23 protein-coding genes are annotated in these 25,552 nt (G+C 70.1%); 6 read left to right on the plus strand and 17 right to left on the minus strand.

Annotation, left to right across the window (positions count from 1 at the left end):
* Positions 1-159: 159 nt before the first annotated feature.
* Together typA and OG522_RS13695 are read right to left on the minus strand one after the other, a co-directional pair.
* The gene (typA, locus tag OG522_RS13690; protein WP_329463252.1) at positions 160-2,067 is read right to left on the minus strand and encodes a translational GTPase TypA; all 1,908 of its coding nucleotides are present in this window, start codon (positions 2,065-2,067) and stop codon (positions 160-162) included.
* 313 nt (positions 2,068-2,380) lie between these two features.
* Positions 2,381-4,714 (minus strand): ABC transporter family substrate-binding protein, encoded by a 2,334-nt coding sequence (locus OG522_RS13695; protein WP_329463253.1) that lies wholly within the window; start codon positions 4,712-4,714, stop codon positions 2,381-2,383.
* A 293-nt stretch (positions 4,715-5,007) separates the two neighbouring features.
* Between OG522_RS13695 and OG522_RS13700 the strand changes: the two genes are divergently transcribed.
* From OG522_RS13700 to OG522_RS13715, 4 genes are read left to right on the plus strand one after another with little or no spacing between them, the layout of a single operon-like run.
* Positions 5,008-5,304 carry a hypothetical protein gene (locus OG522_RS13700; RefSeq protein WP_329463254.1) on the plus strand — a complete coding sequence of 99 codons (297 nt, stop codon included), beginning with the start codon at positions 5,008-5,010 and terminating at the stop codon, positions 5,302-5,304.
* 18 nt (positions 5,305-5,322) lie between these two features.
* Complete coding sequence (locus OG522_RS13705; RefSeq protein WP_329463255.1) at positions 5,323-6,153, plus strand: hypothetical protein; 831 nt, start codon at positions 5,323-5,325, stop codon at positions 6,151-6,153.
* Positions 6,154-6,167: 14 nt separating this feature from the next.
* Positions 6,168-8,099, plus strand: coding sequence for a fumarate reductase/succinate dehydrogenase flavoprotein subunit (locus OG522_RS13710; RefSeq protein ID WP_329463256.1), 1,932 nt, complete (start codon positions 6,168-6,170; stop codon positions 8,097-8,099).
* A complete protein-coding gene (locus tag OG522_RS13715; RefSeq protein ID WP_329463257.1) occupies positions 8,096-8,866 on the plus strand; it encodes a succinate dehydrogenase/fumarate reductase iron-sulfur subunit in 771 nt (256 codons plus the stop codon). Before OG522_RS13710 ends, OG522_RS13715 begins: the two co-directional genes overlap by 4 nt.
* Before the next feature lie 7 nt (positions 8,867-8,873).
* Here the strand turns inward: OG522_RS13715 and OG522_RS13720 are convergent, their stop codons facing one another.
* A complete protein-coding gene (locus tag OG522_RS13720) occupies positions 8,874-9,899 on the minus strand; it encodes a glycosyl hydrolase family 18 protein (RefSeq protein ID WP_443074830.1) in 1,026 nt (341 codons plus the stop codon).
* Between the two features lie 385 nt (positions 9,900-10,284).
* On the opposite strand from OG522_RS13720, the gene OG522_RS13725 reads away from it, so the two are divergent.
* Positions 10,285-10,572: a hypothetical protein gene (locus OG522_RS13725; protein WP_329463258.1), complete on the plus strand. Its 288-nt coding sequence runs from the start codon at positions 10,285-10,287 to the stop codon at positions 10,570-10,572.
* A gap of 59 nt (positions 10,573-10,631) precedes the next feature.
* On the opposite strand, the gene OG522_RS13730 is transcribed toward OG522_RS13725, so the two are convergent.
* The 7 genes from OG522_RS13730 to OG522_RS13760 all read right to left on the minus strand — a co-directional run bounded on the left by OG522_RS13730 (position 10,632) and on the right by OG522_RS13760 (position 18,251).
* On the minus strand, positions 10,632-13,208 hold the full coding sequence (locus tag OG522_RS13730) for a SpoIIE family protein phosphatase (protein WP_329463259.1): 2,577 nt from the start codon (positions 13,206-13,208) through the stop codon (positions 10,632-10,634).
* 167 nt (positions 13,209-13,375) lie between these two features.
* Entirely contained in the window at positions 13,376-13,780 is a 405-nt protein-coding gene (locus tag OG522_RS13735; RefSeq protein ID WP_329463260.1) for an ATP-binding protein, read from the minus strand.
* A gap of 93 nt (positions 13,781-13,873) precedes the next feature.
* Positions 13,874-14,275 (minus strand): (deoxy)nucleoside triphosphate pyrophosphohydrolase, encoded by a 402-nt coding sequence (locus OG522_RS13740; protein ID WP_329463261.1) that lies wholly within the window; start codon positions 14,273-14,275, stop codon positions 13,874-13,876.
* Positions 14,276-14,370: 95 nt separating this feature from the next.
* On the minus strand, positions 14,371-14,553 hold the full coding sequence (locus OG522_RS13745; protein WP_329463262.1) for an SPOR domain-containing protein: 183 nt from the start codon (positions 14,551-14,553) through the stop codon (positions 14,371-14,373).
* Positions 14,554-14,895: 342 nt separating this feature from the next.
* Positions 14,896-15,648: a GntR family transcriptional regulator gene (locus tag OG522_RS13750; RefSeq protein WP_329463263.1), complete on the minus strand. Its 753-nt coding sequence runs from the start codon at positions 15,646-15,648 to the stop codon at positions 14,896-14,898.
* A 156-nt stretch (positions 15,649-15,804) separates the two neighbouring features.
* Positions 15,805-17,133: a DUF4190 domain-containing protein gene (locus OG522_RS13755; protein ID WP_329463264.1), complete on the minus strand. Its 1,329-nt coding sequence runs from the start codon at positions 17,131-17,133 to the stop codon at positions 15,805-15,807.
* 242 nt (positions 17,134-17,375) lie between these two features.
* On the minus strand, positions 17,376-18,251 hold the full coding sequence (locus OG522_RS13760) for a carbon-nitrogen hydrolase family protein (RefSeq protein WP_329463265.1): 876 nt from the start codon (positions 18,249-18,251) through the stop codon (positions 17,376-17,378).
* Positions 18,252-18,460: 209 nt separating this feature from the next.
* Here OG522_RS13760 and OG522_RS13765 point away from each other — a divergent pair, with 209 nt between their 5' ends.
* Complete coding sequence (locus OG522_RS13765; RefSeq protein ID WP_329463266.1) at positions 18,461-18,646, plus strand: hypothetical protein; 186 nt, start codon at positions 18,461-18,463, stop codon at positions 18,644-18,646.
* 154 nt (positions 18,647-18,800) lie between these two features.
* Here the strand turns inward: OG522_RS13765 and OG522_RS13770 are convergent, their stop codons facing one another.
* The 7 genes from OG522_RS13770 to ychF form a co-directional block, all read right to left on the minus strand.
* Positions 18,801-19,130, minus strand: coding sequence for a hypothetical protein (locus OG522_RS13770; RefSeq protein ID WP_329463268.1), 330 nt, complete (start codon positions 19,128-19,130; stop codon positions 18,801-18,803).
* Between the two features lie 210 nt (positions 19,131-19,340).
* A complete protein-coding gene (locus OG522_RS13775; RefSeq protein ID WP_329463269.1) occupies positions 19,341-19,589 on the minus strand; it encodes a trypco2 family protein in 249 nt (82 codons plus the stop codon).
* A 171-nt stretch (positions 19,590-19,760) separates the two neighbouring features.
* Positions 19,761-20,441: a RibD family protein gene (locus OG522_RS13780; RefSeq protein WP_329463270.1), complete on the minus strand. Its 681-nt coding sequence runs from the start codon at positions 20,439-20,441 to the stop codon at positions 19,761-19,763.
* Positions 20,442-20,449: 8 nt separating this feature from the next.
* Positions 20,450-20,848, minus strand: coding sequence for a 6-pyruvoyl trahydropterin synthase family protein (locus OG522_RS13785; RefSeq protein WP_329463271.1), 399 nt, complete (start codon positions 20,846-20,848; stop codon positions 20,450-20,452).
* Positions 20,849-20,906: 58 nt separating this feature from the next.
* Positions 20,907-21,914, minus strand: a complete 1,008-nt coding sequence (locus OG522_RS13790; protein ID WP_329463272.1) for a zinc-dependent alcohol dehydrogenase — start codon at positions 21,912-21,914, stop codon at positions 20,907-20,909.
* A 440-nt stretch (positions 21,915-22,354) separates the two neighbouring features.
* The gene (locus OG522_RS13795) at positions 22,355-23,773 is read right to left on the minus strand and encodes an ATP-binding protein (protein WP_329467576.1); all 1,419 of its coding nucleotides are present in this window, start codon (positions 23,771-23,773) and stop codon (positions 22,355-22,357) included.
* Between the two features lie 517 nt (positions 23,774-24,290).
* Positions 24,291-25,379 carry a redox-regulated ATPase YchF gene (gene ychF, locus OG522_RS13800; protein WP_329463273.1) on the minus strand — a complete coding sequence of 363 codons (1,089 nt, stop codon included), beginning with the start codon at positions 25,377-25,379 and terminating at the stop codon, positions 24,291-24,293.
* Positions 25,380-25,552 lie beyond the last annotated feature (173 nt).

A 25,552-nucleotide genomic window follows, 5' to 3' on the forward strand; every position in this document is an offset into this window, starting at 1 on the left:
ACCGTAGAGCGCTCCGACCGCCGCCGACGAGGCTCTTTGACAGTCCTTTGAACTCGGTCGCCCGCACGTGTGTACCCGGCCGGTCAAACACGAACGGCAACACCGAAGGCCCGGCCCGCGACTCACGTCGCAGGCCGGGCCTTCGGACCTTACGGAGCGTCAGCTCCGCTTGGCGCGCGAGGCGGTGCGGCCGCGCTCCTTGGCGTCCAGGACGACCTTGCGGATGCGCACGGCCTCCGGGGTCACCTCGACGCACTCGTCGTCGCGGCAGAACTCCAGGGACTGCTCCAGGGAGAGCTTGCGGGCCGGGACCACGTTCTCCGTGTTGTCCGCGGAAGCCGCACGCATGTTGGTGAGCTTCTTCTCCTTGGTGATGTTCACGTCCATGTCGTCGGCGCGCGAGTTCTCGCCGACGATCATGCCCTCGTAGACCTCGGTGCCGGGCTCGGTGAACAGCACACCGCGCTCCTGGAGGTTGATCATCGCGAAGGGGGTGACCGAACCGGCCCGGTCGGCGACGAGCGAGCCGTTGTTACGGGTCGTCAGCGTGCCGAACCACGGCTCGTGGCCCTCGTGGATCGAGTGGGCGATGCCGGTACCGCGGGTGTTGGTCAGGAACTCCGTACGGAAGCCGATGAGGCCACGGGACGGGACGACGAACTCCATGCGGACCCAGCCGGAACCGTGGTTGGACATGTTGTCCATGCGGCCCTTGCGGACGCCCATGAGCTGCGTGACCGCGCCCATGTGCTCCTCGGGGACGTCCACCGTCAGGCGCTCGACCGGCTCGTGCACCTTGCCGTCGACGAGCTTGGTGACCACCTGCGGCTTGCCGATGGTGAGCTCGAAGCCCTCGCGGCGCATCTGCTCGACCAGGATGGCGAGCGCGAGCTCACCACGGCCCTGGACCTCCCAGGCGTCCGGACGCTCGGTGTCGAGCACGCGGAGCGAGACGTTACCGATGAGCTCGCGGTCGAGGCGGTCCTTGACCTGGCGGGCGGTGACCTTGCGGTCCTTGACCGTCGCCTTGGCGTCGGCGCCCTTGCCGGAACCACCACGGCCGACCAGCGGCGAGGTGTTGGTGCCGATGGTCATCGAGATCGCCGGCTGGTCGACCGTGATCAGCGGCAGCGCGATCGGGTTCTCCGGGTCGGCCAGGGTCTCGCCGATCATGATGTCGGGGATACCGGCGACCGCGCAGATGTCACCGGGGCCGGCCACCTCGGCGGGCTTGCGGGTGAGGGCCTCGGTCATCATCAGCTCGGTGATGCGGACGTTGGAGATGGTGCCGTCACGCTTGATCCACGCGACCGTCTGGCCCTTGCGCAGCTCGCCCTGCTCGACGCGGAGCAGCGCGATGCGGCCGAGGAAGTTGTCGGCGTCCAGGTTGGTGACGTGGGCCTGGAGCGGGGCGGCCTCGTCGTACTCGGGGGCCGGCACGGACGACAGGATCGTCGAGAAGAACGGCTCCAGGTTGTCGCTGTCGGCCGGGACGGTGCCGTTCTCCGGCTTGGTCAGCGACGCGACGCCGTCACGGGCGCAGGCGTAGACGATCGGGAACTCGATCTGGTCCTCGTCCGCATCCAGGTCCAGGAACAGGTCGTAGGTCTCGTTGACGACCTCGTCGATCCGGGAGTCGGGGCGGTCCGTCTTGTTGATGCAGAGGATGACGGGCAGGCGCTGCTGGAGCGCCTTGCGGAGCACGAAGCGGGTCTGCGGCAGCGGGCCCTCGGAGGCGTCGACGAGCAGGACGACCGCGTCCACCATCGACAGACCGCGCTCGACCTCGCCACCGAAGTCGGCGTGGCCCGGGGTGTCGATGATGTTGATGGTGATGACGTCGCCGCCATCCTTGGGGTGGTACTTGACGGCCGTGTTCTTGGCCAGGATCGTGATGCCCTTCTCACGCTCCAGGTCGTTGCTGTCCATCATGCGGTCGTCGAGCGACTCCGCGGCGTGCGCGGCGAAGGCGCCGGCCTGCTTGAGCATGGCGTCGACCAGCGTGGTCTTGCCGTGGTCGACGTGGGCGACGATGGCGACGTTACGGATGTCGTGGCGCGTGGGCATACTGACTGGCGCTTCTCTCGATCGTGGGATCAGGCGTCTGACGCGGTCGAGTCCTCGTCCGCCCGCCGGGCAGACAGGCCACGGCTGCCTCCCATGGTACGGGGCCGCCGCGCCGACGGCCTCCCGGGCCGATTCCGGCGATCTTGGAGCAGGGGTCAGTGGGGTGATTGAGCCGCGATTGAGCCTGGGTCAGGGGCGTACCCGACCTTGCCCGCCGACGGGGCCGGCGGGCAAGTGACTTGAGCAGGTTCTGAGCTTGGGCCGGGTTCTGTGTCCCGCGCCTGACCTGCTGGTTCTTCTTCTCCTTACGCGACTACTTCTTACTGTTCGCCGAGCTGTTGGGCACCGTTTCCGGTTTCTTGAAGCCGATGTCCTGGAAGTGCGGGGCGGCGAAGCCGAAGGCACCGGCATTGGCGACGTTCGGCTTCACTGCGACCAGCTGAGGACGCTGGTAGAGGGGGATGGAGCCGGCCGCCGCCCAGATCCTGGCGTCGGCCTTCTGCACCAGCTCGCGGGCCTCGTCCTCGTCCAGCTCACCGGCCGCCTGCTCGAAGAGCTGGTCGATGTGGTCGGTGCCGACCCGGCTGTAGTTCTGCTCGACGAGCAGCGAGCCGTCCGCCGCGGGTTCCGGCTTGGCGAAGATCGGCCGGTCGTCGGTGGCCGGGTAGGCGGTGCCCGGCCACGAGTAGAGCGCCAGGTCGAAGTCGCCCGAGGCGATGTGGTCCTTGAAGTAGCTGTCGTCGGCGACCTTCACGACCTCGGTGTTGATGCCGACCCCCTTCAGCATCGCCACGATCCGGTCCCCCACGGTGCGCAGCGCCTGGGAGCCGGGGCCCGACGGGAGGACGAAGCGCAGGGTGAGCGGCTTTCCGTCCTTGCCGAGCGGGCCGCCGGCGGCGGGCGCCGCGGTGCCCTGGGGGGCGTACGCGCCGGGGGCGCCGCCCTTCTGCCGGGCCTCGGTCTTGGTGCGCTTGTCGTTGGCCTTGTTCGCCTGCTCGGGGGACTCGCCGTCGAAGACCTGGGCCTGGCGCAGCAGCGCGACCTTCTGGAGGGCCGCGGAGCTGCCCGGCGCGAGCACGTGCGTACCCGTTCCGCCGCCGCTGCCCGAGCTGCCCGGCTTGTCGTCGCCGACGATGTAGGTGCCCTCGTCGTTGGGGTGGTTCCCGCTCGCCTCGCGCTTGCTGTCGTCGGTCTCGCCCTCGGCGCCCTCGGGATTGCTGCCCGCCCTCGCGGCGTCGTCCTTGGGCTTCTGCCGGGCCCCGGCGGTGGTCCACCCGGCGTCGGCGAGCAGCGCGCGCGCCTCCTGGGTGTCGTTGCTGCCGAGCGCGTCACTGCTGTCGGTGTACGCCTCCTGCCCGGCCAGTGCGAGATGGCTGCCGGGCGGCCGCGCCGGCAGGCCGAGCGGCTTGAGTACGTCCTCGGCGAGCTCCTTGCGGTTGATGGCGCGGGCCACCGCACGCCGGACCCGCTCGTCGGCGAGCGGCCCGGAGGCGCCGTTCAGGGCGAGCTGGGTGTAGGCGGGCTCCAGGGTCTTGCGGATGGTGAAGCCGCGCAGCGCGCTCTGCTCGACGGCGTACTTCTCGATGGCCGCCGTCTGCTCCTTGCGGGCGGCGCGCTCCTCCTCGGCCTTGTCGTCGTCGCTGTGCGCGATGGCCCAGGAGCGCAGCGCGGAGGCGGGGGTGATGGCGGCGCCGGGGCCGTGGGTGAGGGCCTGGCCGCCCTGGTCGTGCTCGGCGAGCTTGATGCGGTCGGCGTCCGAGCGGTCGATCTCGGCGAGGTCGACGCTGCCGTCGGCGAGCGCCGCGGCCCGCTTGTCGCGCGGCACGGCCTGGAGGACCAGGGTGTCCAGCTTGGTGGGGCGTCCCCACCAGCGCGGGTTGCGGTCCAGCGTGACGGTGCCCTTGGCGCGGTCGGCGTCCTTGAGGCGAAACGGTCCTGCGGTCGCCTTCAGCTTGGTACGGGCGCCGTCGTTGAAGGCGTCGGGGGTGCCAGTGACGTCCTTCGGGTAGAGCGGGCTGAACAGCGATCGCCAGTCCGCGTACGGCTTGGCGAAGGTGACCTTGACCTCCAGGTCGTTGGCGCCCTTCTCGATCTTCTCGATGCGCTCGTACCCGGCGTTGCGGGCGGTCCAGTACGCCGACTCCTTGCCGCTGAGCGCGCGCCACTGGGCGACGAAGTCGGGGGCGCCGATCTCGCGGCCGTCGCTCCACACCGCCTTCTGGTTGAGCTTGTAGAGCACGACCTGTTTGGGTTCACGCTGGACGACTTCGGCGGATTCCAGGTAATCGGCGTTGCGCTGGGGGCGCCCTCGCTCGTCCAGGGTGAACAGGGCGGGCAGCACCGCCTGGGTGACCCGTTGGGTGGCGGAGTCGGCGTCGGCCTGGAAGGCGTTGAGCGTCTCGGGCATCGCGTCGACGGCCCACTTCAGGGTGCCTCCGTCGGCGACGTGCTCCCGGCTCGCGACCCCGATGTCCTGGGGCGCCGCGCCCGCGGCTCCGCTGTCGGCGGAGCCGCAGCCGGTCAGCACGGGAAGCGCGAGCACACCGCTGGTCAGGAGGGCGAGTGAGCGCGACCGGACGGAGGCGGCGGTCCGGATCGCCGCGACGATCCGGGCCGCCCTCCCGTTCGAGTCACCGACGTGGGACATGGCTTGTACCTCTTCGTCAGATTTATGGGATTTGATGGCATTTCGCGATGATCACACGTATCCCAGCCACTGAAGAGGACGGGCCCGCCCCCGGGGCGGCGACACGGCGCAGCGCCCCCCGAACCCCACCCATGCGGCCGAACGCACCCGGCGGGCGGACCTCCCATAGGGCGCGCGAGCACAATCCGCAACCCCACAACCCCGTGCACGCACCTTCACAACCGCGTACGTGAGGCGCGACACTCTCAGGCGCATGAGCATTGCCACCCGCTCCGGCGAAAGGCAGGCAAGTCATGTCCCTGCAGGACGAGTTGACGGCAGCCCAGCGCTGCCTCGACGACCTGGTGCGCGCCGTGGGACGGCTCGAAGGACAGGTCGAGAGCGGCCTGGACATCCGGCGGGTCAGGACCGACGCCGACCATCTGCGCGAGTCTCTCGCGCTGCTCCGCGAGGCGGCCCCGCCCGGCACCGCCACCGCCCGCCCCGACCTGGTCACCATCTCCGACACCCCGTACGACACCTCGCTCTGGACCGACGCGGACGACGAAGGGCTCGGGAGCGCCCGGACCCGCGGCCGGCGCGCCCCCTGACTTCCACTGGAGCCACTCTTGGCCACAGGCACGGAACCCTCTCCCGCGGCGCCGGGCGGCACCGGCGTCCACGGCCCGTCGCGCGCCGCCATCGCGCCCCGCCATCTGCGCACCGACCGCTGGTGGCTCGCGCCGGCCGTGACCGCCGCGGGACTGCTCGCGTTCGTCGTCTACTCGACGTGGCGGGCGTTCGCGAACGCGGACTACTACCACGCGCCCTACGTCTCGCCGTTCTACTCCCCGTGCCTGGCCGACAACTGCGCACCGATGCGGCACGGCCCGAACGCGGAGGTCTTCGGCAGCTGGTGGGGCCTGTCCCCCGCGCTCCTCATCCTGATCTTCCCGCTCGGCTTCCGGCTGACCTGCTACTACTACCGCAAGGCGTACTACCGGGGCTTCTGGGCCTCACCGCCCGCCTGCGCGGTCGCCGAGCCGCACAAGAAGTACTCCGGCGAGACCCGCTTCCCGCTCATCCTGCAAAACGTCCACCGGTACTTCTTCTACTTCGCGGTCCTGGTCGCCGGGATCCTGACGTACGACACGGTGCTCTCGTTCCGCGACGAGCACTACCGGTGGGGCCACATGGGGCTCGGCAGTCTGGTGTTCCTGGTCAACATCGCGCTGATCTGGACGTACACCCTGTCCTGCCACTCCTGCCGGCACATCATCGGCGGCCGGCTGCGGCACTTCTCCAAGCATCCGGTGCGCTACCGGCTCTGGGGCTGGGTCGGAAAGCTGAATGAGCGTCACATGCTGTTGGCCTGGGCCTCGTTGATCAGTGTGGCGCTCGCCGACTTCTACGTGTACCTCCTCGCCACCGGGGCGTTCGACGATCCGAGGTTCTTCTAGTGAAGGCATCCTGAATGACTCAGCTGGAACGGCAGCAGTGGGACGTCGTCGTGGTGGGCGCGGGCGGTGCCGGTCTGCGGGCCGCCATCGAGGCGCGGGAGCGCGGCGCCCGTACCGCGGTGATCTGCAAGTCCCTGTTCGGCAAGGCCCACACCGTCATGGCGGAGGGCGGCATCGCCGCCTCCATGGGCAACGTCAACTCGGGCGACAACTGGCAGGTTCACTTCCGCGACACCATGCGTGGCGGGAAGTTCCTCAACCAGTGGCGGATGGCCGAGCTGCACGCCCGTGAAGCCCCGGACCGGGTGTGGGAGCTGGAGACCTGGGGCGCCCTGTTCGACCGCACCGCCGACGGCCGGATCTCGCAGCGCAACTTCGGCGGCCACGAGTACCCGCGCCTCGCCCATGTCGGCGACCGCACCGGACTGGAGCTCATCCGCACCCTCCAGCAGAAGATCGTGAGCCTTCAGCAGGAGGACAAGAGGGAGTTCGGTGACTACGAGGCGCGTCTGAAGGTCTTTCAGGAGTGCACCGTCACACGGGTGTTGAAGGACGCCGAGGGCCAGGTCTCGGGGACCTTCTGCTACGAGCGCGAGAGCGGACGGTTCTTCGTCCTGGAGGCCCCCGCGGTCGTGCTCTCGACCGGCGGCATCGGCAAGTCCTTCAAGGTGACCTCCAACTCGTGGGAGTACACGGGCGACGGCCACGCGCTGGCGCTGCTCGCCGGGGCGCCGCTGCTGAACATGGAGTTCGTGCAGTTCCACCCCACCGGCATGGTCTGGCCGCCGTCGGTGAAGGGCATCCTGGTCACCGAGTCGGTGCGGGGCGACGGCGGGGTGCTCCGCAACTCCGAGGGCAAGCGCTTCATGTTCGACTACGTGCCGGACGTCTTCAAGGAGAAGTACGCGGAGTCCGAGGAGGAGGGCGACCGCTGGTACGAGGACCCGGACAACAACCGGCGTCCCCCCGAGCTGCTGCCCCGCGACGAGGTCGCCCGCGCCATCAACTCCGAGGTGAAGGCGGGTCGCGGCTCCCCGCACGGCGGTGTCTTCCTGGACGTGTCGACCCGGATGCCCGCCGAGGTGATCCGGCGCCGGCTTCCGTCCATGTACCACCAGTTCAAGGAGCTGGCGGACGTGGACATCACGGCCGAGGCGATGGAGGTCGGGCCCACCTGCCACTACGTGATGGGCGGCATCGCCGTCGACTCCGACTCCGCGGCAGCCCGCGGGGTGCCCGGTCTGTTCGCGGCGGGCGAGGTCGCGGGTGGCATGCACGGCTCCAACCGGCTCGGCGGCAACTCGCTGTCCGACCTGCTGGTGTTCGGCCGGCGGGCCGGGCTGCACGCCGCCCGGTACACGGCCTCGCTGGCCGCGCGCCCGGCCGTCGACGAGATCCAGATCGACACGGCGGCCGCCGAGGCCCTGCGGCCGTTCAGCGCCGAGGCCCCCGAGGACGGCTCCCCCGTCGAGAACCCGTACACCCTGCACCAGGAACTCCAGCAGACCATGAACGACCTGGTCGGCATCATCCGCCGCGAGGGCGAGATGCACGAGGCGCTGCGAAAGCTCGCCGAGCTGCGGGCGCGGGCCCGGCGGGCCGGGGTGGAGGGGCATCGCCAGTTCAACCCGGGCTGGCACCTCGCGCTCGACCTGCGCAACATGCTCCTGGTGAGCGAGTGCGTGGCGCGGGCCGCCCTTGAGCGCACCGAGAGCCGCGGCGGCCACACTCGCGAGGACTGGCCGGCGATGGACCGCGCCTGGCGCCGGGTGAACCTGCTGTGCCAACTCGCCGACCCCACCGAGGGGTTGGCGCCCACCGAAGCGGTGCGCGGCCAGATCAGACTGGCCCGGGAAGAGACCCACCCCATCCGTGCCGACCTGCTCTCCCTCTTCGAGAAGGAGGAGCTGGTCAAGTACCTCGCCGAAGAGGAGCTGTACGAGTGAGTACGTACGATGCGAGCTTCCGGGTCTGGCGGGGCGACAGCGACGGCGGGGGGCTGACCGACTTCACGGTCGAGGTGAACGACGGCGAGGTGGTCCTGGACATCATCCACCGCCTCCAGGCGACCCAGGCGCCCGACCTCGCGGTCCGCTGGAACTGCAAGGCGGGCAAGTGCGGGTCGTGCAGCGCGGAGATCAACGGGCGGCCGCGGCTGATGTGCATGACGCGGATGTCGGTGTTCGCACGTCAGGAGACGATCACGGTAACTCCCTTGCGTGCGTTCCCCGTTGTGCGTGATCTCGTGACCGACGTGTCCTTCAACTACACCAAGGCGCGCGAGGTCCCGGCGTTCGTCCCGCCGAAGGGGGTGGCTCCTGGCGAGTACCGGATGCAGCAGATCGACGTGGAGCGCTCGCAGGAGTTCCGCAAGTGCATCGAGTGCTTCCTGTGCCAGGACACCTGCCATGTGGTGCGCGACCACGAGGAGAACAAGGCGGCCTTCGCGGGCCCGCGCTTCCTGATGCGGGTCGCGGAACTCGACATGCACCCGCTGGACGCTGCCGCCGAGGTGAACCTGGACCGCAAGAAGACCGCGCAGGACGAGCACGGCCTCGGTTACTGCAACATCACCAAGTGCTGTACGGAGGTGTGCCCCGAGCACATCAAGATCACCGACAATGCGCTGATCCCGCTGAAGGAGCGGGCGGTGGACCGCAAGTACGACCCGCTGGTGTGGCTGGGCGACCGGATCCGCCGACGGGAAACGTGATGGCGCGTCAGCTCCAACCCCTGCGGTAGGCCGCCCAGTCCTGGTCCCGCTCGGCGAAGTCGACGTACAGGGCGACGCCGAAGTTCTGGCGGTGGCGGTCGGTGCGGGCCAGGCCGAGGCGGGCGCCCCGCACGGCCGCCTCCACCGTCTCGGCGGAGCCGTGGTGGGACATGCTCTCGTCCTCGTAGAAGGGCAGCCCCATGAGCAAGTCGGTTTGTTTCGGGGTGACTTGGAGGGCGAGCGCGGTCTGGCGGGCCACGTAGCCGCCGTACAGGCTCTGTACCGGCATCGCCGTGTCGTACGACATCACGGCGATCTGGTCGACGCGGCGGGCCACCTGGCCGAAGTAGGCCTGCGACCACCACTTGCCGTGGCCGGTGAGGCTGTCGGCCGCCGAGTGCAGCGCGGGCAGCGGGTCTATCTGGTGCGCGGCCACCGAGAGCAGCGCGCCGCGCGGCTGGGTGAGCGCGTGCAGCGAGTCGAGCAGGGCCAGGTAGTCGCGGTCGCCCGAGGGCAGCGGCTCCAGGTCGAAGTGGACGCCGTCGAAGCGGGCGGTGTCGAGCACCTGGCGCGCGGAGGTGACGACGGCGCTACGGGTCGCGGTGTCCTTCAGGCGCAGACCCACCGGCTGCTCACTGGCGAGCCGGTCGCCGAGCCAGGCCTGTACCCGCACGTTCGGCAGCCTGCGGTGCACGCCGTCGACCAGCCAGCGGGCCTTGGGGTAGCGGGCGGCGGGCAGGGTGCCGTCGTGGTCGAGCGGCCCGGTGTGCACGAACAGGTCGCGGATGCCGCTGCCGCGCAGCTTCGCCGCGAACGCGTCCAGGTCCTTGTCGCTCTTGCGGCCGTCGACCCAGGCGTGCCCGAGCCAGTACGCGTCCTGGCCGCGGGTGCGGGTGTCGTCGCCGGGGACGCCGGCGTACTGGGCGCGGAGCGCCACTCCGGCGGTGGCAACGGTGACGACGACGACCAGCGCCGCCGCGAACAGTGTGCGCCGGGTCCACCGCCCGCCCCGGCCGCCCCACCAGGTACGTATCCCCACGCGTGCCTCTCTCCTACGCCGCCCGGCTTCCCAGCCTAGCGGCCCCCCGCTCAATGGCGCCGCCCCTGCGACCCCGCTCCGCACACGCCGGAGGGACTCGCCGGAGGGCTGAATCGCGGCCGATCGCCTGCGGACCGTGGGTGCCTGGTCGCGCAGTTCCCCGCGCCTCTGCCAGCACCGGCCCGACCCCGCCCGACGGCGGACTCCCTGACGGACACCTCTGGCCTGAGGACCATGCGGGGTCGCTCGCGCAGTTCCCCGCGCCCCTGCCAGCACCGGCCCGACCCCGCCCGACGGCGGACTCCCTGATACCCCAGCAGGATGCGGTACAGGGCGCTTTCCGGTCGCCGGTGTTCTGTTTCAGCCATACGCTCGAACCGTGACGCCGTCCCTCGGAAGAGCCCGGTGCCGTGCCGTCCTGGGCGCGCTCGCCGCTCTGTGCTGGAGCTTTGCCGCGCTGTGCTGGAGCCTGGTCTGCGCCAACCCCGCCCTCGCCAACAGCGGCCACGATTTCGGGAGTTCGGCCAGTGCTCTGGTGCTGCCCGTCGCCGTGGTCGTCGTGGCGGTCGCCTCGGCCGCGTACACACACGTCAAGAGGAAGCGGCGTACCCACACCCGCACCACCCCCGGGCAGGGTCAGCCACCCCGGACGCGCCGACGGGGCTAGGGGCGACCTCGCGAGCGACCACCCGGGCCCCGTAGCCGAACGGCCGGGGTGGCCCGCGCTCAGAACATGCTCAGGATCTGCTCCTCCGTCAGCTCCACCGGGCCCGACTCCCCGTCCGGCAGGGCGAGTTCGAACCAGACCGTCTTGCCGCGCGGGGTGCGGCGGGCACCCCAGGCGGCGCTGAGCAGGCCGACCAGCTGGAGGCCGCGGCCGCCCTCGTCGGTATCGCGCGCCCTGCGCCGCCTGGGCTGCACCAGGCCCGCGTCCCACACCTCGCACACGAGCGTACGGTCGCGGAGCAGCCGGAGCCTGATCTCGCCGTCGCCGTAGCGCAGGGCGTTGGTGACGAGTTCGCTGACCAGGAGTTCCGTCGTGTCCACGAGGCCGTCGAGGTCCCAGGCGAGCAGCTGGGTGCGGGCCAGTTCGCGGGCCCGGCCCACCGAGCGGGGTTCGCGCGGCAGCCGCCAGTCGCCGACCGCGTCCGCGGGCAGGCCCTGGATGCGGGCCAGCAGCAGGGCGATGTCGTCCTCGCCGTGCCGGGTGTCGAGCGAGCCGAGCACCTGGTCGCAGACGTCCTCAAGGGGCCGGTCCGGGTCGGTGAGGGTCTTACGGAAGGCGTTGAGCCCCTCGTCGAGCGGATGGTCACGGGACTCGACCAGGCCGTCGGTGTAGAGGGCGAGCAGCGCGCCCTCGGGCAGGTCGACCTCGACCTCCTCGAACGGCTCGCCGCCGACACCGAGCGGCAGCCCCGGCGGCACGTCCAGGAGCATGGCGGGCTCGCCCGGGTCGTCGCCCGGCTCGACCAGGACGGGCGGCAGATGGCCGGCGTTGGCGAACGTACATCTGCGGGTGACCGGGTCGTAGACGGCGTACACACAGGTCGCGAGGTACACCTCGGAGAGGTCGGCGTCGCGGGATTTGTGGGAGACGCGCGGGGTCTGCTGGGTGCCTCCGGGGGCGCCGAGGCCGCGGGCGATCTCGTCCAGGTGTGAGAGCACCTCGGCCGGTTCGAGGTCGAGCAGTGCCAACGTCCTTACGGCGGTGCGCAGTTCGCCCATGGCGACGGCGGCCCGCAGCCCGCGCCCCATGACGTCGCCGATGACGAGCGCGGTGCGGTGGCCGGGCAGTTCGATGACGTCGAACCAGTCGCCGCCCACCTCGGACTCCGCACTGCCGGGCAGATAGCGGCAGGCGATGTCGAGCCCGGCGGCCTCGGGGTCGCCGGGCGGGAGCAGGGAGCGCTGGAGGATCAGCGCCCGTTCGTGTTCCCTGCGATAGAGGCGGGCGTTGTCGATGCAGACGGCGGCGCGCGAGGCGAGCTCGGTGGCGAGCGCCCGGTCGCGCTCGCCGAACGGCTCGCTCCCCTTGGCGCGGGCGAACTGGACCAGGCCCACCACCGTGTCGTGGGCGACCATCGGGACGGCGAGCGTGGTGTGCACAAGGCTGCCGTCCGCGCCGGACACGGTGTGCACGCGGGCGGTGCGAAGGGCCCGCGCGTACGGCGAGTGGAAGCGGTAGCGGTGCAGGTCGCCGACGCCGACCGGGCCCGCGCGCTCGGCGTCGCCGTCCTTGTCGCCCTCGCCACCCGGGCCGCCGGCCAGCGGGCCGTCCGGGACGGCGCTGGCGACCGCGACCCTGCGCAGTTCCGCGCGCCCGTCGGACTGGCCGGGCGCCGGTTCCTCGCCGGCGAGGAGGCTCTGGAAGAGGTCGACCGAGGCGAGGTCGCAGAAGCCGGGGACGGTGATGTCGAGCAATTCGCGGGCGGTGGTCTCCAGATCGAGGGAGTTGCCCATCCGGGCGCCCGCCTCGTTGAGGAGGGCCAGGTTGCGGCGGGCGTCGGCGGCCTCGCGGGCCGCGTTGTGACGGCGGGTCACGTCGATGCCGAGCCCGGCGACGCCGATGGGCCGGCCGGTGCCGCTGTGCACCCGGTAGAGGTTGATCGACCAGTGCCGGCGGTCGCTGCCGCCCGGCGCGTTCCCGACGATCTGGAGGTCGATGACGGACTCTCCGGTGTCCAGGACCCGGCGCAGGGCGGCCGACATCCGCTCGGCCTCGGGACGGGAGAGGTAGTCGTGAACGGTGTGACCACGGTGCTCCTCGGGGGCGCCGCCGAAGACGGTGGCGAACCGCTGGTTGGCGCGCAGCACGGTGAGGTCCGTACCGAACAACAGGAATCCATAAGGAGATTGACCAAATATGGCCTGCGAGGCGGCCAGGTCGGTTTCGATCCCGCGCAGGGCCCGTACGTCCACGACGATGCAGAGCGCGGCGCGCTCGTCGGTGGCCGTCCGGCTCGGCATGACGTAGAGCTCGGCGAGACCCTGCGGGTGCGGGCCGGCCTCGGGCGCGGGCAGGCTGAACGGGACGACGCCCGTCCACTCCCTGCCGTCCAGGATCTCGGCGACCCGGCGGTGGCCGCGCGGGCGCAGTTCGGGGGGCATGAACGCCTCGACGGGATCGCGCCCGATCACGGCGGATGCGGCCAGGCCGAACTGTTCCTCGGCTCGCAGGCTCCACTGCTCGATCAGTCCGTCGGGCCCGATGGAGAACGACGCGACGCGAATGTAGTCATAGATCGAGCCAGGCGGACTGCTCTGCCACACGACATCGCCAGCCGTCTCAGGTATCTCGCTCACGCGACCGTCCCCTCCAGCTCACCGCACCGGACCGGCCTTGACCGCAGTATTCAGTACTACGGCCCCAGCTGGCACGGCGTTCACGATCACATCCCGGTCTCGTTCTTTTCCAGCCGTTGTCGGCCGGTTCCCGTCCGGGGGTTGTGATCGTCCGTCCCTCCCTCCTTCTAACCAGGCAGAGCCAGCTCGAACCACACGGTCTTGCCCGTTCTGCCCCGACGGGTCCCCCAGCGCTGCGCGGAACAGGCCACGAGCTGTATGCCGCGGCCGCCTTCGTCGTCGATGGCCGCCACACGTTCCACGGGCGCGTCCGGAAGCGGATCGGAGACCTCCACCAGGAGGGTGTCGTCGTCGAGCCGGTCGAGGCGGACCCCGATGGGCCCCGACGCGTGCCGCAGGGCGTTCGTCACCAGCTCGCTGACCAGGAGCACGGCCACATCGATGGCCATGGCGTCGAGGGCCCAGCCGTGCAGCGCGTCCCGGACGGCGTACCTGGCGGTCCGTACGGCTCCCGGCTCAGCAGGGAAGGTCCACTCGGCACACTCGCCCGAGGTGTCGATCACGCCGATCACCCGATATCCGGTGGTTCGCGGGTTTTGGAACGATTAATAGCCACATACCCGGTATTTGGGACTGACTATCCCCAAGTGGGGCGCATCGTAGTACTAACGGCGCAAAGTTTCGAGGATTCGCATCGCTTCCGCCACCGCAGGGCGGTCCTGGGGCAGCCAGTCGACGGCGTCGGCCTCGTCGGGCGCCAGCCAGCGCAGTTCGTCGTGGTCCTGGAGCGGCCTGGCCTCGCCATCGATCAGCCGCGCGGTCCAGGCGTGCAGGACGAGTCCGGGCCTGAGCGGCCACTCCCCCGCGATCCGCTCCAGCGGCTCGGTCTCGATGCCGAGTTCCTCGCGCAGTTCCCGCACGAGGGCCTGCGGCGGGCTCTCGCCCGGTTCCACCTTGCCGCCGGGCAGCTCCCAGCGACCGGCCAGCTCGGGTGGGGCGCTGCGACGGGCGGCGAGCAGGCGCCCCTGGTCATAGACGGCTCCGGCCACCACGACGGTCTGGTTCATGCGCCGGAGCGTAACGCGCGCCCCGCATCGCCCTCATCGGGGGCGTCATGGGGGCGCTGCCGCCGGCGGCTCGGGCCCGGGAGCCGTGTCCCGGGCTACTGCTGGGCGGGCGCCCCGATCCGCTCGACCCAGTAGAGCTGCTTGTGGCCGCGGTGATCGAGGCTGTCCGCGATGTGCTGGGCTTCGTCCTGCGTGGCGTACTTGCCGACGCGGTACTGGTTGCCGTTGTCGTCCTGGCGGATCACCTGCCAGATGAGCACAGCGCCACTGTCGTTCATCGCATCTCTCCCGGCATCGGCGTGCAGGTCAGTGAGCTTCCCCAGGAAACCGCATTCCGCATATGCCCGAGCGTACGCCTGACCTTTACTGAGCGGATACGTGTTTGCACAAAGAGATACGAATTCGGTCATCGGCGGCATGCGCGAAGGGGGCGTACCCATGGGGTGCGCCCCCTTCATCCGCGCCACGAACTCCACGGATACGCACAACTCACCCTGACATCAGGGCAGTTGAGGCCGCATCGGCTCACCAGGACGGCCCCCACGACGGACGACGGGAGGGTCAGGCGGGCGGTCGCGGAGCCGGTCCCGGAACAGGTCGGCCGGGAAACCGACATCGGCTCATTTCACCGGCAGGTGGTACGAGACCCGGTAGCGGTCGGCCGGGACGACGACATCGGCCGTCTCGACCGCGAGCCCCGAGGCGTAGTACGTCCGCTCGATGACCAGGACGGCATGACCGGGAACCCCGCCGAGCGTGAGGAGCTCCTCCGCGAGCCCCGGGCGCGCGCCGACCTCCTCGACCACGTTGTCCACCACGATGTCGATCGCGGCCATCCGCTCGACCACCCCGCAGCCGCCGAGCGGACCCTCCTCGGGCAGCATCACGGGGGTGCGCCCCGTGACGGCCAGCGGCTCCCACGACGTGGACAGCATCATCTGCTCGCCCGCGTCCCGGAACACGTACCGCGTACGCATGACGCGGTCGCCGGGGCGGATGCCGAGCCGCTTGGCGATCTCGGCGCTCGCTCCCTCCTGCTCACTGGACGACTCCCAGGTGCCGCGCGCGGTCTCCTCGGCCTGCTCCTGGCGGAACGGGGTCGCCCCCCTGGAGGCCCGGTAGCCCGAGCGGGCGATCCGGCGCGGCACCGGGCGCTCGCGCACATACGTACCCGAGCCGGACCGGCCCTCGACCAGCCCCTCGGCCATCAGCACCTTGCGCGCTTCCAGGGCCACGGTGTCCGAAACCCCGTACTCCTCGCGGATCCTGGCCTGCGAGGGGAGACGGGTGTGCGGCGGCAGCGAACCACTCACGATCTTCTGCCTCAGATCGCTGGCTACGCGCAGATAGGCCGGCTGCTCACCGAAAGTCACTGGCCACTCCCATCAGGTTGACAGTCTGCTACAGCGTGGCAACCGTGGGTTTCGGACCGCAAGCAAAGGCCAGACATTCACCCGAAGTGATGATTCGCCGATACCCAGGGCGTACCCGCGGTCCAGCGGATAGGTACTGCCCTGTTCGAAGCGCTCTCAGACGCTTTTGGAACCGCCGATTCCGGAACTGCCGCCGGACCCCGAGCCGGCGGACCCCGAAGATCCACCGGAACCGGACCCCGACCCACCCGATTCGGAAGGACCGCCGCTGGCGCCCTCGCTGCCGTCGCCGCTGCCGCCGGGGGCGTCGTCGGTGGCCGGCGGGGTCGTCGCCAGGCCCAGCGCGCCGCGCGCGGCGATCTCGGTGGACTGCTTCATCGCCCTGTCCGCCGCCCCGGAGTGCAGGTAGAAGGCGTTCGCGTCGGGGGCGTCGGCCGCCTTCGCCCACTCCTTCTGCGCGGTCTTCAGCCCGGCGATGTAGGGCCGCACCGCGTCGAGGTGCCCGGCGGACCAGCCCTGCGCGTCCAACTGCCTCGTCTGCTGGGCCAGTACGTCGGAGGTCTGGCGGGCCCATGTCCTGAATCCGGGGAGGTCGTCCTCGGCCCGGTCCTCGTCGGGGGCCTTCGCCATCACGCGGTCGAAGGCGTTGGCCGACTTCAGGAAGGCGATCTGATCGCGGTCGAGCGTCGAGGCGTCGTTGCGCACCGACCCTTCGAGCTTCCCGCCCTGCGCGGCGAAAGCGCAGGTCACCGTGTGGTCGCCGAGGCCCCAACTCTGCGCGCTCGGCGTGTAGTAGTACGGCCCGGCCTCGGCGGGGATCTTCCACCTGTCCATGGCGTACGCCTGCTCAAGGTTCCAGCACTTGGCGTCGGCCTCGGCGGAGATCGCACTCTCGCCCGGATAGACGCCGTTGGCGGCGAGCCGGAACGTGCCGGAGACCTCCGCGTCGTGCGCACCCGCGCACGGCACGATCCGTACGGAGGCGACCTCGCGATCCAGCTTGCCGCCCGGCACGTCGAAGCAGTCGCCCGAGTGCAGGTCGAGCGTGCTGCGGGACTTCGAGCCGGTGCCCGTCGAGGACTCGTTCCAGCCGGACTTGAAGTCCCGCCAACTGCTGGCGAGACCGCCGGTGGCGATCGCGAGGACCATGAGGATCGTGCTGATCGTGGAGAACACGATCCCGGTGATGGCCATGCCCTTGCCGCGCAGCCCCCTCTTCTTGATCTGCCCGAGGGCGACCGCGCCCAGGACCAGACCGAGCGGGGGTACGCAGCACAGGATCCCGGCGACCAGGGAGCCGATCGCCAGACCGCTGAGGGGCGGCTGCTGCGGGGCCGGGGGGTAGGGGTACCAGGGCCCGGTGTTCACTGGCGGAGCCGGATACCCCCCCGGCACCTGGTTCTGCTGCGGCCAGCCGTACCCCGGCCCCGGCTGCGGCTGCGGCTGCTGGGGCTGCCCAGGCGCGGGCGGCGGCGGTATCTCCACGGGTGCGGTGCTCCTCATCGACCTGCCGAACGGCACGCTGCGAACCGTTCAGTACGAACTGCTGCGCGAATGCGCATCGTACGCGGGCGGCGAGGGAGGGAGGGGGCGGTGGAGCAGGTCCGGGGCGGGCAAGCAGGGCCGGGCTCGGGGCGGTCGAGCGGTGCCGGGCTCGGCGGCGGGAGCAGGGCCGGGGTGGTCCCGGTGGCGGGCGGCCCGGCATCCTGTTGGCGGGACGGGGCCGCCTAGCTCGGGGAGGTGCCACCGAGGGAGTGGTGCGGGGCGAACGCCCGCAGGAGCGAGCGCGGCGCGGAGCTGGTGTCGCGCAGGTCGCGCAACATGGGCTCCGCCTCGCGGGCCGCGCGCAGGGATTCCGGGAGCAGGTCGGCGAAGACGACTTCCTCGGCCGCGAAGCCCGCTTCGGCGACGATGTGTCCGTCCGGCCCCCACACCGCGCTGCTCCCGCAGGTGCGCCAACCCCCGGTCTCACCAATGTGGTTGGCGAGGACGGCGTACACGGTGTTGTCGAAGGCCCGCGCCGGGAACCAGATCCGCGACTCGTGGTACCCGTTGCCCTCGCTGAAGAGCGCGCCGACGACGTACGCGTGGCAGCCATCGAGCGCTGCCGCGCGGGCGTGCTCGGGGAACCCGGAGTCGTAGCAGACCCCCAACCCCAGCCGCCAGCCGTCCACTTCGAGGGTGGCACCGGCGGACCCCGGCCGGTAGACGGCCTGCTCGGACTTGAACAGGGTCTGCTTGTCGTAGCGTCCGCGGATCCCGGTGCCGTCGATGACGAGGGCGGAGACGTACAGTTCGGCGCCGTCCTGTACCGCGGCGCCGACGACGGCTGTGACACCGCTCGCCCGGCAGGCGTCGACTATGGGGGCGAGCCGGGGGTCGTCGGGCCGTACGGCACACCGCTCGGGATCGTCACGGATGAGCTCGGGCTCGTACCCGCTGAGGAACTTCTCCGGGAACACCACGACCCGGGCCCCGCCGTCACCGGCGGCCGAAACGATCCGGGCCACGGCCTGGACATTGACGTCGACCTCTCCGGAGACGGCCTGTGCCTGGGCGGTGGCGATGCGGAGGGGCCGAGAGGGAAGCGCAAAGTCGATCACGGACCTTGAGCCTACCTACGCGGTGCGGGCCCGGAGCATCCGAGGCCCTGGAGCGCCGCGATTCCGGAGACACCGGCCACACGCCAAGAACTGTCCGTAATCACCAAAAATGCGCGTGATGTTCCTCCATGCCAGGCTGGTCGTGGCCCGGCAAGCCGAGGGAACGACCCCGGCCCCGCCCCCTCACACCCCAGTAGGAGTGAACCTCGATGGGCATCAAGAACCAGTCCGACGACAAGGCGCAGGAGCTCAAGAACAAGGCCAAGCAGGCGACGGGCTCGAAGCAGGATGAGGCCCAGCAGCGGGCCCGCCAGGCCCAGGAAAAGGCCCAGGACGAGACCACGCGCGCCCAGCAGGAAGCGCAGGACCGATTCGACCAGGACTACGACATCTGAAGCGACGCGCGACGCGTTCCAGTCAGCCGAAGTGGCGCACCGTGGCACGGGGTGCGCCGCTTTCGCGCGCGGGGGCAGGAATCCACGGGCTCTGTCCCGTACGCACCCCTGCGGCAACCACACCTTGAAGCCGCGTACACACCGCGGTGGACGTCTACCCCTCGCGCAGTTGCCCCGCGCGGGCGACCAGCCATGCGGGGGCGACGACTTCGGCGTTGCCGTCGAGGGATGCGGCTGCCCGGGTCAGCGCGTCGGCGGCGGCCTGCGGTGCGGCGGGCAGGGCGCGGGCCGCCTCGGCCAGGGAGCAGGCCGCTGCCTCCTGGGAGGCCCCGGCGATCTGGAGGGCGGCCGAGGCGCGCGCGGCAGTGGTGGCGGACAGGTCGTGGCGGTCGTCGCACCCCGACCACCCGCACCGCGCGGGCCCCCGCCTCGTGCGACCCCCCGGGCGCGGCGAGCGGCAGAGCCGCCGGGTCGGGGATCGCACACAGCCGCGCGAATTCGGCGCGGGGCTCGTCGCGGAGCCGGCGCAGCGCACCGTACGCGTACAACGGCGGCACCGGCGACCACATGGGCGGCGGTGAGGACGGCGCTGTCGGAGATCCGGTAACCGGAACCGCGCCGCCTGCCACCGCCCGTCGCGACAATGATCTCGGCGATGCGGTGGGGGTCGAGTCCGGGGGCGCCGACCGCCGGATCAGTCCTCATCGGGCAGCTCAGTGCCCGAGATCAACGCGGGCCGGTCGGGCGCGTCGCCGCTCACGGGCAACAGGGTGAGCGTGATCCGCTGCATGGTGGTGTTCGCGCTGCGCGCGGTGGCGCCCACGTCGAACACCCAGAACCGCACCTTGGCCCCCGGCTCGCGGCTCCGCTCCACCCCCACGGTCAGCTCCAATTGGAGCCGCTCCGCCTGGAAGCGCAGGCCCTCACCGTCCCCGGCCGCCATCGCCCGGCCAGCTCGTCCCGCAACTGAGCGATCATGTCCGCCAGTTCCATCGCGTCGTCCATCTGTCCCCCACTCCATACCGACCGGCCCATGCCGCGCCGATCAGGCCCAGGTTTGGTCAACTGCATGTGGGATAACAGGCCTTCGGCCGCCCGTCACCGAAAAGCGCTCCTATAGGCGGCATTTGGGGGCGTAGCGCAGCAGCACCACGTCGCCGATCGGGCGTGCCTCCAGGAGTTTCATGCGGGCCGTGGGACCACCGGGATACGCCGCCGGGGCCAGGAACGTCGGCGCGGCCGCTTCGCCCACCAGCAGCGGGGCGATGACCAGATGGAGTTCGTCGGCCAGGTTCCGCGCCAGGAACTGGGTGTGGACCGAGCCGCCCCCTTCGACGAGGAGCCTGTCCACGCCGCGCCGGCCGAGCTCGTCGAGAACCAGGTGCCAGTCCAGGACGGGCCCGGTGCTGACGACATCGGCGACGGCTCCCAGGACGCGGCGGGCCTTGCGTTCAGCGGCATCCACCGTGAAGACCAACTTCTCGCCTCCGCAGTGCCAGAACGGCAGACCGGCGCCCAGTTCGCCGGACCCGGTGACCGTGACCTTCAGCGGATGTTCCGGCTTACCGGCTGCCAGCCGCCGTGCGCGCCTTCCCGCGCTCTTCACCAGCAGGCGCGGGTTGTCCTTGCGCAGGGTGGTAGCACCGATGAGGACGGCGTCGGAATTGGCACGTTCACGGTCGACGCGGTCGAGGTCCTGGGCGTTGGAGAGTACGAGCCGCTCGGGAGCCACGTCGTCCAGGTGGAAGTCCACGGAGACTGCGGCCGACAGCAGCACGTAGGGGCGTATGGCCATGGCGGCGATCAGAGCGCCCGGCGGTAGCTCGCCCACGCTATGTGCGACTCGTGGAGCTGTACCGAAATTCCGGCCAGACCTCGGGCACCCGCGCCGAGAGCACCCTCGTGGACCCGGCCGGCGAGGCGGTCCGCGATGACCTTGGCCAGGAACTCCGTGGTGGTGTTGGTGCCGGCGAAGGCGGGGTCCTCATCGAGGTTCCGGTAGGTCAGCGCAGCGACGATCCCGCGCAGCTCCGTGGCGGCCAGCCCCATGTCGACGACTATGTTGTCGGCGTCCAGCACCTCGCGCTCAAAGGTCGCGTCGACCAGGTACGTCGCTCCGTGCAGGCGCTGCGCGGGCCCGAAGACCTCACCGCGGAGACTGTGGGCGATCATGAGGTGCTCGCGAACCGTGACGGTGAACAAGACTTCTCCAGAAGATCGATATCGGCTTGGGGCAGTCGGTACGGGTCGTACGGTGCTGTCAATCGGAGTCCTCGTAGCGGATCCGGTGGCAGAGTCCCTGCAGTCGGCCGGAGGCGATCTCTGCCATGACCTGCGGGAGTTCGTCGAAGGCAGACTCACCGGTGATCAATACGTCGAAGAGCGGGTCGTTCAGGAGGCCGAGCGCCAGGCCGAGGCGATCGGTGAGCGTGTACCGACCACGGCGCTGCGGCGCAATGGCGCCGACCTGACTGCTGCGCAGTGCCAGGCGCCGGGAGTGGAAGAACTCTCCGAGCGGAAGAGCTATCAACTGGTCGCCGTACCAGCTCAGATCCACCACGGAGCCGTCCGAGGCCAGGAGTTCCAGCGAGCGTACGAGTCCGGTCTGGGTGGCGCTGGCATGGAAGACGAGATCGCAGTCGTCCGCCGCCCGCGCCGGATCTGCGAATCCCACTCCCAGCGCCGTGGCGATGTCCGCGCGGGCCGGATCGACATCGACGAGTTCCACGCGGAGGCCGGGAAACCGGGCGAGTAGGGCGGCCACACAGGAGCCGACGAGGCCCGCGCCCACCACCGCGATGCGGTCACCGATGCGCGGCGGGGCGTCCCACAGCGCGTTGAGTGCGGTCTCGACGATGCCGGCGAGTACGGCGCGCTCGGGTGGCACCGTGTCGGGAACGAGCACGAGAGCTTCGGCCGGGACGGTGAATCGGGTCTGATGGGGGTGTAGGCAAAATACGTTCCGGCCGACCAGTTGATCAGGTCCCACCTCGACCTGGCCGACGGTGAGGTAGCCGTACTTGACGGGGCCGGGGAAGTCGCCCCCTTGGAAAGGAGCGCGCATGGCCGCGTACTGACTGACGGGCACGCGGCCGTTGAAGACGAGGGATTCCGTGCCGCGGCTCACGGCCGAATACAAGGTCCGTACTACGGCGTTGCCGCCAGTGGCCTCACCGAGGGCAGACGGGCGAGCAGGCAGGCAGGCCGAAGCAACTATCTCACCGTGCCCGGGAGTTATGACCCAGAAGGCGCGTATGGGGCGCTGCATGGCTGATCCTCCGCTAAGGACGGCCCACCTCGGGACCGCCAACCGCGTGCCCGGCGCCAAGTGGTCTTGCGGCCCCCGGCGTTGACCCAACCAGACTCGGCACCGTCGCCCCTCGGGCCGAGGAGTTTCGCGATCCTAGACGATCACATTGTCCTGCAAGGCGTTCACAATCTCCTACCTTCCACCCAGAATCTGGCAGCAAGGCTTCGACGCGGGAAGATCATCCTTACGGAATCCCTGTCGCACGGTCCAGGACAAGCCCCTGAGAGGTGAGCGAATTCGCCCGACAGGAACATCTGCGATGAGGGATCAAGAGGACTCAGGATCGCCGAACTGCACACCAGCGTCGGCAACGTGCCGAAGCCCAAGGGACCTCTCCGCAACGTCTGTTCAACCTGATCGCGCTCACCAACCCCCACGCCTCGCCTGCAATCCACTACTCACAGCGGCCAAGCGGTCAGCAAATCGCCGGGGCCGTAGGTGGCATCGAGGCCCGGACAGTAGACGCCGCTGCGCGAGACCGCCACGAGCGGAACGGGTCCTTCGGTGAGGGCGGCCCGGTGTCGATGAAGAGTTGCCAGGTCGTGCCGGTCGAAGGGTGACTGCTCCAGCCACTTGATGGAGCCAAGGAAGAGCAGCTCCTTGGCAATGGGGGCACGGTCCGCACCAACGATGTCGATCTCGACATCATTGGTGCGGGTCCAGTAGCCACCCACTGCGGGGGCTGCGGGGAGCCGGTCGTCGGGCAGTAGCCGGGCGAGCGCCTCGCGGATGAGCGGCTCAACCGCCCGGCCGCGCCAACTGGTCCAGCTCTCCCGGATCCGCGCCAAAGTGAGATCGCCCCGCCCCCGCTCGATCTCCTCCATGGAGGGGCCGAGCAAGTGCAGCCAAAACCGCAGGTAGGGATCTGTCACCCGGTAGCGGCGATCCTTCGACGGACGCAGCGATACGGGTAGCTCCGCAGCGACGATCCGCTTGTCCGTGAGCAGCTCCAGCGCTCGCTGCAGCGGCGTGGCCCCGATCCCGCCGGCTGCACGAGCGATGTTGGTGAAGGTCCGCTCTCCACTGCCGATAGCCGCCAGCACCGTACGCGCCTGAGCCTGCGGGGGAAATTCCGCAGCCAGCGAACGCTCGGCGGACACCAGCAAGGCCGAGACCGGGTCGCTCAGCTCCTCACCGAGGAAGTCCCACAGCCCTGCGCCCCGCGGCCAATCCGCGCAGATCAGGGGCAGCCCGCCAGTGACCAGCGCGGCGTCGAAGGCTTCCGCCGGTTCCAACCCGAGCATCTGCCCCACCTCGGCAGGGTTCAGTGGTCCTAGCACCATCTCCCGGCCGCGCTGATGGAAAGGACGTTCGTAGCTGTTCAGAGCCTCCATCATCGACAGATCGGAGCCGATGAGGACCAGCAGCACTGGCTTGGTCTCCAGCACCCGGTCCCAGGCGCGTTGCAGCATCCCTTCAAAGGCGCCATCGGCATCCATCAGGTACGGCACTTCGTCGATAACCAGGACGCTCGCGCGGTCGGCGGGCAGCGCCGCGGCCAGCACATCGAACGCGGCATCCCAGTTCTCCGGCCGCGCGGCAGCCACCAGCCCTGCCAACGGCAGCGTCGATGCTTGGGCATCCCGGGCCAGCCGTGCCAGATCATCCCTGGAGGACGCGCCGGTCGCCGCGTAGAACAAGAACGGCGCTCCGGAGCGCTCCGCAAAACGCTCGACCAATCGCGATTTGCCCACCCGTCGCCGCCCACGCAACATCACGCACCGACCGGGCCGCTCCCCGCCAACCCCTGACGCCACGTTCTGCAGCTGTCGCTCCAGCGTCGCCAGCTCCTGCCGACGTCCTACAAAATCCACCACGTCGGTCGACCTCCGCATGTTACTAACGACAACGTTAGTAACATAGACATTAGTGGGTGGCCTCGCCAGTCGCCGCTCGCCATCAACAAGTCAGGGACTTGCGTTTCGGGGGCCGTTGCAGCGCTGGGCCCACCGTGCGAAACAGGGCTGAGGCCGGCATCCCACCGGAGGCCATCGGCCTGGGCGTTCCCTTTCCCCGCACTCCACGTCAGGGGGCCGTTCCTACCGCGAGACCTGGGCAAGGCCCTCACTCGCTACGGCGCTGACTCTGATAGAGGCGAGGAGGAGCGGAGGGGGACGAACGAGCTCGAGACGCCACGGTGGGCCACAGCAACCGAGATCGATCGCGGGCTGCTCGGCTGCCCTCCGGAGCCGCGGCCCACGAACCAGCACGGGAGCCACACTGGCATCCCAGCACCATCCCAGCACAGGGAAAACGAAGGGCCCGACCCCGAAAGGTCGAGCCCCTGGTGACCTGCACGTGTGCAAGATCAGCGACGTGGCGGCAAGTCACCCGCTAGACGTTGAAGCGGAACTCCACAACATCCCCGTCCTGCATCACATAGTCCTTGCCCTCCATGCGCGCCTTCCCCCGTGAGCGGGCCTCCGCCACCGAGCCCGCTTCGATCAGGTCGTGGAAGGAGATGACCTCGGCCTTGATGAAGCCCTTCTGGAAGTCCGTGTGGATGACTCCGGCCGCCTCGGGGGCCGTCGCGCCCTGGGGGATGGTCCAGGCGCGGGTCTCCTTCGGGCCTGCCGTCAGGTAGGTCTGCAGGCCCAGGGTGGCGAAGCCGACGCGGCCGAGGGTGGCGAGGCCGGGCTCCTCCTGGCCCATGGACTGGAGAAGCTCCAGGGCCTCATCGTCGTCCAGCTCGATGAGCTCGGACTCGATCTTCGCGTTCAGGAAGATCGCCTCGGCCGGGGCCACCAGCGCGCGCTGCTCGTTCTTGAAGTCCTCGTCGACCAGCTCGTCCTCGTCCACGTTGAAGACGTAGAGGAACGGCTTCGTGGTCAGCAGGTGCAGCTCGTGCAGCAGGTCGCCCTGCTCGGTGCCCTTGGTGATGCCCGCCGAGAACAGCGTCTCGCCCGCTTCGAGGATCTTCTGCGCCTTCTCGACCGCGGCCAGCACCGCGATCTTGTCCTTCTGGAGGCGGGACTCCTTCGTGAGGCGCGGGACCGCCTTCTCGACGGACTGGAGGTCGGCCAGGATCAGCTCGGTGTTGATCGTCTCGATGTCGTCCTTCGGGGACACCTTGCCGTCGACGTGCACGACGTTCTCGTCCTTGAAGGCACGGATGACCTGGCAGATCGCGTCCGACTCGCGGATGTTCGCGAGGAACTTGTTGCCCAGGCCCTCGCCCTCGCTGGCGCCGCGCACGATGCCCGCGATGTCCACGAAGTCCACGGTGGCGGGCAGGATCCGCTGCGAGCCGAAGACCTCGGCGAGCTTGCCGAGGCGGGCGTCGGGGACGCCGACGACGCCGACGTTCGGCTCGATGGTGGCGAACGGGTAGTTGGCCGCCAGTACGTCGTTCTTGGTCAGGGCGTTGAACAGGGTCGACTTGCCGACATTCGGCAGACCGACGATTCCGATCGTGAGCGACACGTGGCGACTTCCCGGTACGAGGGCAAAGGACGGTCCGGAGGTGGACCGCCCACCAGTTTACGGGCGCGCCATACCGCGCGTGACGGCCCCGGACCGGCGAACGCGAGGCCAACCTCACCCAAAGGGCGTGTCCCGCGAGTGGTTCGTGCCCTGTTGCGACCTACGTTGGTGCG

Origin of the sequence: Streptomyces sp. NBC_01431, from assembly GCF_036231355.1 — a bacterium.
Lineage (GTDB): Bacteria > Actinomycetota > Actinomycetes > Streptomycetales > Streptomycetaceae > Streptomyces.

Bases quoted from the DNA above. Each gene is read 5' to 3' on its own strand.
- OG522_RS13710 (WP_329463256.1), top strand. From the start codon at position 6,168: ATGACTCAGCTGGAACGGCAGCAGTGGGACGTCGTCGTGGTGGGCGCG.
- OG522_RS13695 (WP_329463253.1), bottom strand. From the start codon at position 4,714: ATGTCCCACGTCGGTGACTCGAACGGGAGGGCGGCCCGGATCGTCGCG.
- OG522_RS13740 (WP_329463261.1), bottom strand. From the start codon at position 14,275: ATGAACCAGACCGTCGTGGTGGCCGGAGCCGTCTATGACCAGGGGCGC.
- OG522_RS13790 (WP_329463272.1), bottom strand. From the start codon at position 21,914: ATGCAGCGCCCCATACGCGCCTTCTGGGTCATAACTCCCGGGCACGGT.
- typA (WP_329463252.1), bottom strand. From the start codon at position 2,067: ATGCCCACGCGCCACGACATCCGTAACGTCGCCATCGTCGCCCACGTC.
- OG522_RS13765 (WP_329463266.1), top strand. From the start codon at position 18,461: ATGGGCATCAAGAACCAGTCCGACGACAAGGCGCAGGAGCTCAAGAAC.
- OG522_RS13780 (WP_329463270.1), bottom strand. From the start codon at position 20,441: ATGGCCATACGCCCCTACGTGCTGCTGTCGGCCGCAGTCTCCGTGGAC.
- OG522_RS13700 (WP_329463254.1), top strand. From the start codon at position 5,008: ATGTCCCTGCAGGACGAGTTGACGGCAGCCCAGCGCTGCCTCGACGAC.
- OG522_RS13745 (WP_329463262.1), bottom strand. From the start codon at position 14,553: ATGAACGACAGTGGCGCTGTGCTCATCTGGCAGGTGATCCGCCAGGAC.
- OG522_RS13775 (WP_329463269.1), bottom strand. From the start codon at position 19,589: ATGGCGGCCGGGGACGGTGAGGGCCTGCGCTTCCAGGCGGAGCGGCTC.